Source organism: Sphingobacterium sp. LRF_L2 (genome assembly GCF_965644235.1).
Taxonomy (GTDB): domain Bacteria; phylum Bacteroidota; class Bacteroidia; order Sphingobacteriales; family Sphingobacteriaceae; genus Sphingobacterium.
On sequence record NZ_CBFFRI010000002.1, the window covers coordinates 280,679 to 295,071 of the forward strand.

Genomic DNA, 14,393 nt, shown 5'->3' on the forward strand with positions numbered 1-14,393 from the left:
TCTGCCTCCTTACTAAGCGAATATAGTTTAATTGTTGTGTAAAATTAAATTGTTTTGCGTTTTTTTGTTTGTTTATGTTTCCTTTTGGTATTAAAGCGCATATTCTATAGCTTTGGCTTTGCAATTTGTTAAAGTATTTAAACGTTTTAGTTGTCTGTGATATTGCATGTGTGATTTTTTCGTATAATTGCACAATTAAACATCCTAAAAGAATCATTATGAGTTCAAGACGACAATTTATTAAGCAATCGATTGTTGGAGCTGTAGCTGCAGGATCAATTCAAGAACTTGTAGCTGGTCCCCGAAATACAAAACCGAAGACACCTATTGTTATTTCTACATGGGATTTTGGTGTGGCAGCTAATAAAGCTGCATGGGAAGTATTGAAAAAAGACGGAAGAGCATTGGATGCTGTTGAGCAAGGAGTTAAAGTCGCCGAAGCTGATTTATCCAACCCTACAGTGGGGAAGGGAGGATACCCTGATCGTGATGGACATGTCACTCTTGATGCCTGTATTATGGATGAATTTGGTAATTGTGGTTCGGTAGCTGGACTTGAACAGATTGCTCATCCTATATCTGTGGCGAGATTAGTGATGGAAAAAACACCTCATGTCATGCTTGTCGGAGAAGGCGCATTGCAATTTGCTATTGAACAGGGATTTCAAAGGGAAAATTTATTGATTCCTTCTTCAGAGGCCGCATGGAAAGAATGGTTGAAAGAGAAAAAGTATAAACCGATCATGAACATTGAAAACAAATCGTTCAATACAGATCGTCTTCCAGGAAATCAATATAATCATGATACAATAGGTATGTTGGCCATGGATGTAAACGGGAATATTTCTGGAGCTTGCACGACAAGCGGTATGGCCTTTAAAATGCGTGGACGTGTAGGGGATAGTCCTATAATTGGAGCGGGGCTATATGTTGATAACGAGATTGGTGGCGCTACCTCTACAGGCGTAGGTGAGGAAGTTATCCGTACGGTTGGTAGTTTTCTTGTTGTCGAGTTGATGAGGCAGGGATATTCACCAGAAGCTGCATGCAAGGAGGCTGTGGAGCGAATCGTGAAGAAAAAACCTGAGATAGCCAAAGAGATTCAGGTAGGGTTTCTAGCGATTAATAAAAAAGGCGAATATGGTTCCTACGCATTGCAATCGGGTTTCACGTATGCTGTTTGTAATGCTGAAAAACAAGATTTAATCATCAAAGGGAAGCATATTTTTTAATGTAACAATTCGCTCTTTCGAATTTTTTAGGAAGCAAGTTTATAATGTGACTTGAGCTCAACATGAGTATCCTTTTTGTTTATTACATTTGTTAAGCAGGAAGAATAGGATAAATCATATCCATTGTTTTATTCCTTAATTTTTAGTGTTCATTTATACGTAGATTTTTATGAAAGCGACGTTTGGAGGTGGGTGTTTTTGGTGTACCGAGGTAATATTCCAAAATACCAATGGAGTCAATAGCGTATTCCCTGGGTACATGGGCGGAAAAACATCCAACCCTACTTATAAAGAAGTCTGTAACGGAGATACAGATCATGTAGAGGTTGTACAACTTGATTTTGATGAAAGCAAAGTAAGTTTTGCTGATTTATTAAAGGTATTTTTTAAAACACATGATCCAACAACTTTAAATAGACAAGGAAATGATGTGGGAACGCAATATCGTTCTGTGGTCTTCTATCATGATGTGGATCAAAAGGAAGTTACAGCAAAGTTTATTGAAGGATTAAAGGAAGCGGATGCATTTGAGGATCCTATTGTTACGGCTGTGGAACCTGCGGTTACGTTTTGGGAAGCAGAAGATTACCATCACGATTATTTTAATCAAAACCCGGGAAACCCATTTTGTGCAGCAGTTATAGCTCCTAAATTGCAGAAATTTTTAAAAAGTTACCAAGGTTAATTAATTATCTCATTAAGGTAATGCATTAAACCAACAAAAGGACAATCTCATCGATTGTCCTTTTGTCGTTGGATATTATTTAAAGATCTAAACTGCCCTAAAATAGAGACCCTTGTGAACTATCATCTAGGTCATTTTCTTGATCTGAAGATGGCGGGGGCAATATCACATCTGTTTCTGTTTTCTCTTCGGATGGAAGAGATTCGTCATCTACTATTTTATCTTGTTTTTTAGCGAGATCTATTTCTTCTGTCAATAATAGTATGTCTTTTACCGTATGGAAAGACAATCTATTTCCTTGTGCTTTTATTCCCTTTAAATCAATCAACTCGTCTAAAGGTTGTTCTACCGTTTCAGGAGTTTGTGTTTTCCCTTTTAGAAGATTCATTTTTACGATAGGAGACTCTCCATTAGTTAAAATGACGAGTTTAGACCCCGGAGTATCGTTGATAAAAGATATTCTTTTTCCCAACGGCTGCTCATCAAACTTAAATCGCTTGACGTAATATGCACCAGACTTTCCATCTTGGTGTATTGCCGTATACACATGGTCTGGATGATATTTTTCCATACGTAAAAAGCTGCTGTCAAAATGATTGCTCAAGTTGAAGCTAGAAAACTCAAAAGATCCATCCTGATATACGAGTAATATTTTATCATCACCATCAAACTCGCCTAAAAAACGTCCTCTTTCATCTGCATTTAGACGACGAAGAACTTCATCGAACCAGATCTTCCGACCTGATAGTGTCGATACACCAGCATTTTTAAACGTGATCTTTTTAATTGGAAATTTGGATACGATATTTCCTTGTGACCCGCGGCCTTTGATCGCAATTTCTGCAAAATCTTGATCAAAAGTTAGCTTACGCAACTTAGAATGCGGTTTTAATTGGATATTGATAACTTCTGCTTCGCCATTTGGATTGGCCGTGAAATACAACAATTTTGAACCTTTACTTCCTTTCGATATGTCATACTCTTTGTCCCGAGTTACTCCTGTTACGGCAAATCGTTTGACATAGCTTGTTCCAGTAGAACCATCACTATAAACCGCGTTATAAATGGTGCGTTCGTCTCCTTTTTTGAAAACGGCAATATGGATAATGCCCTTTCCTACAAACACTTTATCTTGTACTTTCGTGACAGAATACTTGCCATCGGAACGAAAAACAATGACATCGTCGATATCTGAACATTCGGAAACGAATTCATCTTTTCGCATGCCGGTACCTATAAAACCTTCTTCTCGGTTGACGTATAATTTTGCATTGGCTAATGCTACCTGAGATGCCTCTACTTTATCAAAAATACGAAGTTCTGTTTTACGTTCTCTGCCTTTAGCATATTTGCTACGAAGATGCTCAAACCAATTGATCGTATATTCCGTTAAAGATTGCAAATTCTTTTTGACGACTTGTATATCCTCTTCCAAGGCTTTCATTTGTTCGTCGGCTTTCGAAACGTCAAATCGAGTAATACTGCTCATTGGTTTATCAATCAGGCGCTTGTAGTCCTCAGCCTGAATTTGGCGATAGAAAAGGTGGAAGAACGGAGCAAATAAACCATTCAACACGATCACCACAGTTTCGAAATCACCAGCATTTTCATATTGAGGGTGTTTATACATGCCTTCCTGAATGAATATCTTTAACAAGGAGCTAAAGAAAATTTTTTCTTGAAGTTCATGAAGCTTAATTTCCAACTCTTGCTTTAACAGTGCTCTCGTTTGATTTGTGTTTTCAATTAAAATATCATTCACACTGAGAAAGTGTGGCTTATTATCTATAATAACACAGGTATTGGGAGAGATAGATGTTTCACAGGCGGTAAATGCATACAATGCATCGATGGTCACATCAGGTGATATTCCCGAAGCGAGATGTACGATGATTTCAACATCCTTTGCGGTGTTATCTTCTATTTTCTTTATTTTTATTTTCCCTTTTTCATTTGCTGTGACAACACTTTCAATTAGGCCTCCGGTTGTTGTACCATAAGGTATCTCTGTGATTGCCAGTGTTTTTTTGTCGCGTTCTTCGATTTTTGCGCGCACCCGGATTTTGCCTCCTCTGCGGCCCTCATTATAATTAGAGATATCTGCCAAGCCTCCTGTAGGAAAGTCAGGTACAATATTCGGGCGTTCCCCTTTTAAAACTTGTATGGAACCGTCAATAAGTTCGATAAAGTTGTGCGGCATAATCTTCGTCGCTAAACCGACTGCGATACCCTCAGCGCCTTGTGCTAATAACAATGGAAATTTAACAGGTAATGTGACGGGTTCCTTATTTCTCCCATCATAACTTAATTGCCATTCTGTGGTATCTGGGTTAAATACAACTTCATTGGCAAATTTTGAAAGTCTTCCTTCAATATAACGTGGCGCTGCTGCTGAATCTCCAGTGATAGGATCCCCCCAGTTCCCTTGACAATCAATAAGTATATTTTTTTGCCCCAATTGCACCATGGCATCGCCTATTGATGCATCACCGTGCGGGTGATATTTCATCGTATTACCTATGACGTTTGCCGCCTTATTGTATCTACCGTCATCCATCTCTTTCAAGGAATGAAGAATTCGACGTTGTACAGGCTTAAAACCATCATTTATATGCGGTACCGCTCTATCTAAAATAACATATGAAGCGTAGTCGAGAAACCAATTTTCATATAATCCCGAAAGCGGAATCGTAGTGACATTAGAATCGTGTTCTTGACCTGGTAAATTTGGGTCCTGATTTTCTTCAGGAAAGTTTGTTTCTTCGCTCATTGGACGACAAAAATAGCTTTGTTTCGATACAGTATGTTGCTGTGAAAGCAGGTAAAAATAACAAAATTCAGTCATTTTTCTAGTTTATAATTGGCGATACCTACAAAATAGCCTAGTTTTAAGCCTTAAAAAATAAATATGGTAAAGAAACTTTATAACGGTGTAGAGATACCTTCCATAGGTTTTGGAACTTGGCAATTGACTGAGAATGTTGAAGCCGTGATTGAGTTGGCCCTTAAGGCTGGATATGTACATATTGATACGGCGGCAATTTACGGCAACGAGAAGGAAATCGGGAATGCAATTCGTTCAAATGGTGTCGATCGTTCATCTTTATTTATTACGTCTAAAGTGTGGAACAGCGATCGAGGTTATGAGGCAACACTTAAAGCATTTGAAGAGTCTTTGGAACGTTTACAGACAGATTATTTGGATCTTTACTTGATTCATTGGCCTGCAAATGAAAATAGAGAAAATGCTAAGCAAGAAAATGCAGATACCTGGCGAGCGCTTGAAGAGCTATATGCAAAAGGTAAGGTTAGAGCAATAGGGCTTAGTAATTTTTTAAAACATCATGTTAAAGATATCCTAGAAATTGAGAATGTTAAGCCTATGGTTAATCAGATCGAGTTTCATCCGGGGTATTTACAAGGGGATACGGTAGACTTCTGTACGGAACACAATATTGTTGTTGAAGCATGGAGTCCTATAGGTTCCGGTCGTCTTTTGGAAGACGAAACCTTGCGTGGTTTAGCCGCTTTTTATGGTGTCAGTGTGGCTTCACTTTGTATACAATTTGCTTTACAGGAGAATTTAGTTGTACTGCCTAAATCGACAAATCCAGTTAATATACATAATAACTTACATTTTGAGCGATTTGTCATTCGCAGTGAGGATGTGGATACTATTAAATCAATGCCGTTAAATGGGTTTTCTGGACTTAATCCAGATGAAATAACATTTTAAGTTAAAATGATCTAATAGATCGAAATATCCTTAAACCGCCATATGCTGAGAGGTATATGGCGGTTTTTAGTTTTCTCATTCAACAAAAAAGCCGCTCTCGAGGATAAGAGCGGCCACAAACTAACCCACCTAATTTATGTTGCTACTTCAACAACGTAAATTGAGTTTCTTTGACATCCCTTGAATTTGGTCCAACATACAATTTGAAATCTCCGGGTTCTGCAACAAATTGAAGACTGTTATCATAAAATTTGAGATCTTCTATACTTATCTCGAAGCTGATGTTACGAACTTCTCCTTTTTTTAGAAATACCTTTTGAAATCCTTTGAGTTCTTTTATTGGACGGGTCACAGAAGCATAAACGTCACGTAAATAAAGTTGAACAACATCTTCGCCATCGTAATTACCTGTGTTTTTTACTTGCACAGTTGCGGTAATTTTATCTGCTGCAGTCATTGTGTTTTTACTCAATAGGATATCTCCATATGCAAATGAACTGTAGCTTAATCCATACCCAAATGGATAAAGCGGTTCATTACTAACATCAATATAGTTGGAACGGAACTTTTGGAACCATGCGCCCTCCGCAAGAGGCCGACCTGTTGTTTTTGCCCCATAATAAAGTGGAATCTGCCCTACATTCTGAGGAAATGTAGCTGGAAGTTTTCCTGATGGATTTACATCTCCAAACAAAACATCGGCTACTGCTTTTCCCGTTTCTGTTCCTCCAAACCAAACATTCAATATAGCTGGTACATGTTCATTTTCCCAAGTTAAAGTCAATGGACGGCCAGCAAATAAAACTAAAACGACAGGTTTTCCTGTTTTTAATAAAGCTTCAAGCAAGCGTTTTTGTGTATCTGGAATATCTAGACTTGTACGGCTAGAGCTTTCGCCGCTCATTTCTGAAGATTCGCCGAGTGCAGCAACAATGACATCGGCTGTATTCGCTGTCTTCACAGCTTCTGCGATAATTTCGTCTTCGGATCTCTCGTCACGAGTAATTGTACGACCAAACATAGTGGCACGTTCTTGGTATTGGGCGTCGGACATCAAGTTTGCACCTAAGTGATGTACAATTTTTACCTTATTACCTAACGCTGCACGCATGCCCTCTAATAGACTAGGGGTGTTAGCCAGATCGGCACTAACACTCCATGTACCTGGCATGTTCGCTCCTGTATTTGCAAGCGGGCCAACAAGTGCCACTGTACCACTCTTTTTCAAAGGTAAAGTCTGATTTGCATTCTTTAGTAGAACAAAGGATTTAGCAGCAATTTCACGGGATTTCTCTAAATGAGCTTTTGTTAAAATATTATGCTGAGCACGTTTTTCATCGCAATAACGATACGGATCTTCAAATAAACCGAGCTTATATTTTGCAACAAGTATCAATCGGCAAGCTTCATCGATTTCCGTTTGCGTTACTTCTCCTTCATCCAAAGATTTTTTTAACGTTGTGAGGAAGCCTTCTCCAACCATATCCATATGGATACCAGCTTTTAATGCTAGTGCAGATACAGTCTGTAAATCTCCTAATCCATGATCGACGAGTTCATTTATTCCTGTATAATCTGTAACGACCATACCTTTAAATCCCCATTGATTTCGGAGTAGATCAGTCATTAACCACTTGTTTGCAGTCGCTGGCACACCATTGATATCATTGAAAGAAGCCATAACTGTTCCTGCTCCCGCATCTATTGCTGCTTTATAAGGGGGGAGATACTCATTATACATGCGGTGTAAACTCATATCTGTTGTATTGTAATCTCTCCCAGATTCGGCAGCGCCATAAAGTGCAAAATGTTTTACACACGCCATAAGTGTATTGTTTGCAGCGAGGTCATTCCCTTGATAGCCTTTGACCATTTCGGCAGCAATTTTGGAGCTTAAGTAAGTATCTTCACCGCTACCTTCGGAAATGCGCCCCCAACGTGGATCTCGCGAGATGTCAACCATAGGGGAGAATGTCCAATTTAGTCCATCTGCTGTTGCTTCTACAGCGGCAATACGAGCGGATTCACGAATAAGATTCATATCCCATGTGGCAGCAAGTCCTAAGGGTATGGGAAACAGTGTTTTATAACCATGAATGACGTCCATTCCAAAAATAATCGGAATTCCCAATCGTGAGTGTTTAACCGCCAGCTCTTGTGCCGCACGAATTTTCTTTGGCGAAGACATGCTGAAGATTCCACCAATGTTACCCTCTTTAATTTTTGTCTCTACTCCGGTAGACACAGCCGAACCAGTTACTGCTTCACCCCCTGTTACTAAATTTAATTGACCAATCTTTTCGTCGACGGTCATTTTGCTCATTAACCCCGAAATGAAGTCATCCATTTTCGTGTTGTTCTGGGCATTGACACTCACGCTGCAGGTCGTTGCGACACTCAGCATCCATATTGCTATCTTCTTCATATTCATCATTTGTTTCTTAAGGCATGTATTTAATGTTCATCTACTAGTCGACCTTTACAATAGGAAATCGAGTAGATATACCGTTTTCATTTATAGCTTCAATCGTAAAATAATAGGCTTTTTGGCTGTCCATCGCTTTGTAATAATAATCATTGGCATCGTGCACGATGACGCAATTGTATAGTTTGTCGGGAGCTATTCCTGTATATATATTATAGGCATATGCATCGGATACAGGGTTCCATTTTATCCAAGCGCTCCGTTTGTCCTTTTCTGTACGCATAATCGTGAATTGCTTCACCGGATGTGGACGATTTCCTCTTCCATAGCCAAAAACACGGAGTCCACTTATTGCAAATTTGCCAGATGGCATGTGTATATTTTCTAATTTGATAAATCTCGCCTGAACAGCCTGTTTTAATTCTACATATTCGTGGGGAACGTCGGTTTTATTTTCGCTTTTGTTGACTAATATATTCCACTTTTTTCCATCAATGGAAGTATATAATTTATATTGATGGAAAATATTATTGATTTTTCCTAGAAAGCTATTATCAACATCTTGATCTGCATAGTTTATCTGAATCGCATGAACTGTAGAGATTGATCCAAGATCTGTTGTAATCCATTCACCAGGTGCAGCGCTAGTCGCGCTCCAATATGTTTTCATACTCTCGTCCACCGCGTTATTTGGTGAAAAACTCCCTAAAGTAGAGGAAACGGTGACGGGCTTTTTGTAATTCAAGAGCATCCAACCTGTAAATTGTCCAGGATGTTCTGTGTCGGGCAAGTAATGCGGATAATCACCGAATGCAGTGTTTGTGTACATCACATCATCTTTGTCAAAATAAGTTGGCCAAATGCCTAGTCGTCTTTCAAAATTGTTTTTTACACCTAACACAATAGTCGAGACATGCCAGTATTGACCACGTTTATCTTTGAATGTAGATCCATGTCCTGCACCTCTCGCAAATCCCCCTGGTTTGTAGCTCAATGGGTCAGATTGTTTTTCGAAAGGACCTAGTGGGGTTTCACCTATTGCAACTCCGTCTGCGTAACCGCTAAACTCTGTTCCTGGACCAGCAAACTGAAAATAATATTTGTTGTTGTGTTTAGTCATATGCGCTCCTTCAAGAAAAGGGTCTAAGAAGGTGTTGTCGTTATATTCTCCAAAACGTTGCCATCCATATCGCCAGTCTTCCAGATAGAGTAGTTCTTTCCGTGTACCCTTCGGTTTCATGGTTTTTCGGTCAAGTTCAATTCCATACAGCGGAAACTTGTTACTACTTCCATTGTACATATAAAAGCGGCCGTCTGTATCCGTGAAAAAATCGGGATCCCAACCGCCAATTTCGAAACTATCGACCAAAGGTTTCCATTCATTTGCTTTCGGGTCGGTGCTCATCCATATGCTGAACTTATCGGTATAAGTACTTCCAAATACCAACATGGTATCACCCAATACACCTACAGCCGGCGCGCACAGCTCATCATAGACATCGCCATTCCAAGGTCGCAGGAATTTTTTAGCATTAAAAGTCCAATCATGCATATTTGGGCTCCACCAATAACCCCATTGATTTGTGCTAAACAGGTAGTAGTCATTCTTATAGTTAACTATTACAGGGTCTGCTGTTGTACGGTGACGTCCCCATTCGGAGAAAGTAGGAATAGGGGTATAGCCATAATCTATATTAATAGGATTGCAATAGGTCTTAACATTGCTTTTCGATTGGGAAAAGCTCATTTTAACCAAAAAAATCAACGCAGTAATAAGAATATAGCGCATACTTTTTATTCTTTAATATAGCGACTTGAAAAACCTAATTTTTTTAATCCTTCTTGTACATCGGGAGCTTGCATAAATAAATTCCAGATGAAAGCATCTTTGTAATTTTGAATCATGACAACAATAGGTCCTTGGTCTATCGCAAGATAACGTTGCGGAAACCAGTTCTCTGATTCACTATAAGCATCGTAGAATCCATATTTTCCGAAAATTTTATCACCAATACTATCTTTCAAATAGTGCATAAACTGTAGGCTCTCTTTTGGAGTATAAGGCATAGATGAAAGTGCTGCAGTCGGTGATATTACACCTGTAGGATCGTTGTCTGGATGATGGGCATTATAGCCGTTCGTAGAATAGCTAGCTGTCCAACCCCAGCCTTTGTTTGCACCGTATCCTTTAAAATTTTTGGGATTCGCGTTTGCATATGCTATGTTAATTTTAGTGTGATTGGTCACGACGTCTTCGTAGTTCGCATATTGATCCGATAACCCTTTCGGATTTAAACCCAAAAAAGAATAATGAGCCCAGAATAAAGGTCCAATTTCTCCTTCTTTTGCGTTATGCTTTAGTATGGTCGGAATGCCATATTTTTCAGTGGTTGACTTAATTGCACCGCTACGTGCCCATCCTTTGTGGTAGGTAGAGGCTGGGATAGGATAGGTAGGCGAAGAAGCTGCCATGATATATGCAATCATACATTCATCAAAGCCTTGAATAGCATGGTTCATTCCCCAGCCATGCTTCGGGCTCCAATGCCAGTATAATAAATCCTTGCCATTGCGGTAGAAATTCCAATCAATTCCTCGCCATAACGTGTCTGCTTTTGCAGCGATCTCTTTATCCATTTCAGTTCCATCCTTATAGAATTCCCGAATACAAATCAAGGCTTCCGCCATGAATGCCGTTTCTACAATGTCGCCTCCGTCATCATTTTGGCTAAATGCTTTCGCTTTACCCGTGTCTCCAAAATACCAGTGCGACCAGGCACCTTTAAATCGATCTACACTGTCTAAGAAATTTAATGAACGTTTTATATGAGCACGGCCTTCATCTTTCGTGATATAATTGTTGTGAATACCAATCAAAATAGACATTAAGCCAAATCCACTTCCGCCAATTGTGACCACATTTTGATCATTTTGAGGATAGTCACCATCTAAATGAATACGTTCGCGTGAAAGGCCAGAATTAGGCTCAGCTCCGTCCCAAAAGTATTGAAAGGTTTGCTTTTGTACGAGGTTGAGTAGACTATCGTTATCATAGCTGTTGGCCTCAGAAGTATCTTGCTGCGTTGTGCTATCTTTATCTTTTCCTGTAGGAGAGGAGCAGCTTGTCGTATATAAGCCGATAAGGGCTGTAATTGTCAAATAAGTAAGTTTCATCAATTAAATATTAGGAGAAGTGAATTTTAGCTTTTGCAAGGCATTTTTTACCTCAGTGCTCTGCATGAAATATTTCCACAGTAGTCCTGTGCGATAGTTTTCTATTCCTATGATAATAGGGCCTTGGTCTATAGCTAAATAGCTCGTTGCGAACCACGGCTCATGGATTGAAAATGCATCTTTGAAACCATATTCCCCCCAAATTTTGTCACCAAGCTTATAGTAGAAAAATTCCATGGCTTGAAGAGATTCTTCAGGGGTGTATGGGATAGCACTAAGTGCTGCTGTCGGAGAAATGACACCATTATCGTTTGATGGCGAATGTGCCATGTAACCATTTATATCGTCGCTAGCAGTTAGTCCCCAGCAATCCGCACTATACCCAGCAAAGTTCTGCGGATTTGCAATACAGTAAGCACGATTTATTAATGTGTGATTCTTGACTTGTTGCTCATAGGAGGCGTATTGATCCTGCAAACCTGTAGGATTCAAGCCTAGAAAACTGTATTGTGACAAGAATAACGGTCCGCCATTGGCGGTACCCAATGGAAGTTGTATGCTATAATAACTCGCTCCGTTTTTTATGGCGCCGTTCGCTGCCCATCCTTGTTCGTAATCGGCTAGGTCTATCCCATAAGTTGATGAACCAGCAGCCAGTACATAAGTAATTAATGCTTCGTTCCAACCCGTAATCTTAAGATTCATATCCCAGTTGTAATCTGGACTCCAGTGCCAGAATAAAACCTGTTGTTCATTTTTAAAGAAATTCCATTCAACGGCATTGTAGAGGCCTGTGATATCATTACTGAGTTCTGTGTCGTTAAAGAAGGATTTCGCGGTGATGAGTCCCTGAAATAGGAGGGATGTTTCGACAAGATCTGCACCATTATCTTTGTCGCTGAATGGCTGTGTTTTTCCCGTACTGCCATTATACCAATGGGAAAATGCACCGTGGTATCGGTCGGCCAATTTAAAAAAGGACACAATTTTTTTCGTTCTTTCTAAACCTTGCTCTCTCGTAATAAATCCACGTTCAATTCCTACGAGAATGGCCATGATACCAAATCCTGTTCCCCCAGTAGTGACGGTTTCACCGGAACCATCGCGTTCACGGATCATTCCGTAGCTAGGGTGGGCTATATCCCAAAAATATTTAAAGGTTTGCTGTTGTATTTTAGTGAGAAGTTCGTCAGTACTTATGCGTTCAAACTTGTCGTTATTGTCTATCCCAGTGGTAAAGAGGTAACTATACTCTTTGTCTATTTTATTTCCGTCCTCGGCGAGGAGGGAGCTTCTCACGATGAGAGAATAAGTCGTAAACGGAGTTAAATCTGTTGACGTTTGTATGGTGACGGACTTTTTATCTGTCGATAAAGTTGCTTTTAAAGCGACTTTGATGTTACTTGTCGAAAATATCTCGACATAACTATTAATACTTTGCTCACTTACAGCTTTTTCAAAGCTGATAAGAAAGTTTGGACTTAAGCTGACGTTCTTAACTGTGCCAGAAAAAGTGATATTATCGACCTGGATTTGCGATAGTTTGAAAGAGGTCGTTCCGGTATTTTCAGAATCAGTCTCTTTTTTGCATGCAGTGAGCATGAAGATAGCTACTAAGCTAAATATAAATCTATTCATAGTAGAAAAAGGAAAAAAACCTCCCGCAATGAAACTCATTGCGGGGGCCTTTCGTTGTTTAGTGTTACCAACCCGTGTTTTGAACCATTTCAGGTGTCTGAATAAGTTGATTATCTGGGATTGGGAATAAATAGTGTTTGTCTTGGAATGATTTGCCAGCGGCAGCCATAGCGGTGGCAGCTTGTTTTGTACGAACCAAATCGAACCATCTATCGTGTTCAAAAGCCAGTTCAAGGCGTCTTTCTTTCCAAATCGCTTGTCTTAAAAGGGTTTGATCTGTTGTTGATGCATCAGGCAAATCGACACGTTCACGAACGATGTTTAGATTCTGTAAGGCGGCACTTGAATTGCCTAATTCATTTTGTGCTTCTGCTAGTATAAGGTAGATTTCACCCAGTCTTAGGTATCGTAGATTTTTGTCTGTGTCATCTGCACCTGCATTTGCTGAAGAATATGCTTTCTCGTTGTACATAGGGTTCTCTACAGCACTGCTCACCTCACGACCATCATACATTATCTCACCACGGAAAATGATCGTTGCATTTTTACGAACATCATCCCCTTCATTTTCAAATGCACTAAGTAAGTTTTGAGAGGGTACGTTGAATCCCCATCCCCATCCCGAAGTACCACGAGCTCCTTGTGTTTGTGAATACTGTTGTATACCATGTGCAATGGTTTCGCCACGTGCTTGGAATTCAAATAATGATTCCGTGCCGTTCTCTGTAGAAGCACGCCAAATAGTTGCGTAGTCTGCCTCTAATCCGTATTCGCCTGAGTTTAAGACATTCTGTGCCATAGTAGCAGCTTCTTGCCATTTGCTTTGATACAAGTATACTTTTGCCAATAAACCTTGTGCTGCACCTTTGGTTGCACGACCCAGATCTTTGGATGCGTAGGCCGATTTTAGTGGCAGGTGTTCAATCGCAAAAAGTAAATCTTCTTCGATGAAAGCATATACCTCAGTAGTAGGCTTTCTTTCAATTAAATCAATATGTTGCAAAGGAATATCTCCCCAGCCTCTAACTAGGTAAAAGTAATTAAGAGCACGTAAAAAACGCGCTTCGCCGATCAATCTGTTTTTATAAGCCTCATCCGTTAGACCGTAGCTTTCTGTGTATTCGATCGCTTGCGTTGCTCTTCCTATGGATTTGTACCAGTGTTCCCACAAAGCTGCGAAAGAACCGGCGGTAGCGGTGTACGTCAGGTTATCTAAGATATCTTTGTCTCCACCTGTATCTGTAGCCGAACTTCCTTTATCAGCGTTGTCCGATAGAATTTCAGTGATACCTAAGAAAGAGAAGGCATAATTCCAATCCGTAAACATTCCGTATACACCGTTGACCAAAGCCTCCGGCTCAAAGACTTCTTCGGAATCGCCTGCCTCAACAACTTCCTGTGACTTGACGTCAAGAAAGTCTTTCGTGCAGCCCTGCATTAAAAAGCCAGCTGCAACTAGTAATGCTATATTTAGAGTTTTGAATTTCATGATAATATCGTTTG

The 14,393-nt window shown here is 39.8% G+C and carries 9 protein-coding genes; 3 read left to right on the top strand and 6 right to left on the bottom strand.

Annotated features, from left to right (window positions below; translation table 11 throughout):
• Positions 1–218: 218 nt before the first annotated feature.
• Positions 219–1,232, top strand: a complete 1,014-nt coding sequence (locus ACSZOX_RS04515) for a N(4)-(beta-N-acetylglucosaminyl)-L-asparaginase (protein ID WP_437918619.1) — start codon at positions 219–221, stop codon at positions 1,230–1,232.
• A 169-nt stretch (positions 1,233–1,401) separates the two neighbouring features.
• Positions 1,402–1,917, top strand: a complete 516-nt coding sequence (gene msrA / locus ACSZOX_RS04520) for a peptide-methionine (S)-S-oxide reductase MsrA (protein WP_437918620.1) — start codon at positions 1,402–1,404, stop codon at positions 1,915–1,917.
• 97 nt (positions 1,918–2,014) lie between these two features.
• Here msrA and ACSZOX_RS04525 read toward each other — a convergent pair whose 3' ends face one another.
• Positions 2,015–4,687 (bottom strand): DNA gyrase/topoisomerase IV subunit A, encoded by a 2,673-nt coding sequence (locus ACSZOX_RS04525; protein ID WP_437918621.1) that lies wholly within the window; start codon positions 4,685–4,687, stop codon positions 2,015–2,017.
• Between the two features lie 138 nt (positions 4,688–4,825).
• Here ACSZOX_RS04525 and ACSZOX_RS04530 point away from each other — a divergent pair, with 138 nt between their 5' ends.
• The gene (locus ACSZOX_RS04530; protein WP_437918622.1) at positions 4,826–5,653 is read left to right on the top strand and encodes an aldo/keto reductase; all 828 of its coding nucleotides are present in this window, start codon (positions 4,826–4,828) and stop codon (positions 5,651–5,653) included.
• 142 nt (positions 5,654–5,795) lie between these two features.
• On the opposite strand, the gene bglX is transcribed toward ACSZOX_RS04530, so the two are convergent.
• The 5 genes from bglX to ACSZOX_RS04555 all read right to left on the bottom strand — a co-directional run bounded on the left by bglX (position 5,796) and on the right by ACSZOX_RS04555 (position 14,379).
• Complete coding sequence (bglX, locus tag ACSZOX_RS04535; RefSeq protein ID WP_437918623.1) at positions 5,796–8,078, bottom strand: beta-glucosidase BglX; 2,283 nt, start codon at positions 8,076–8,078, stop codon at positions 5,796–5,798.
• Positions 8,079–8,121: 43 nt separating this feature from the next.
• Complete coding sequence (locus tag ACSZOX_RS04540; protein WP_437918624.1) at positions 8,122–9,867, bottom strand: family 43 glycosylhydrolase; 1,746 nt, start codon at positions 9,865–9,867, stop codon at positions 8,122–8,124.
• A 5-nt stretch (positions 9,868–9,872) separates the two neighbouring features.
• A complete protein-coding gene (locus ACSZOX_RS04545; RefSeq protein ID WP_437918625.1) occupies positions 9,873–11,252 on the bottom strand; it encodes a glucoamylase family protein in 1,380 nt (459 codons plus the stop codon).
• A gap of 3 nt (positions 11,253–11,255) precedes the next feature.
• Entirely contained in the window at positions 11,256–12,890 is a 1,635-nt protein-coding gene (locus ACSZOX_RS04550) for a glucoamylase family protein (protein WP_437918626.1), read from the bottom strand.
• Between the two features lie 64 nt (positions 12,891–12,954).
• Positions 12,955–14,379: a RagB/SusD family nutrient uptake outer membrane protein gene (locus tag ACSZOX_RS04555; RefSeq protein WP_437918627.1), complete on the bottom strand. Its 1,425-nt coding sequence runs from the start codon at positions 14,377–14,379 to the stop codon at positions 12,955–12,957.
• Positions 14,380–14,393 lie beyond the last annotated feature (14 nt).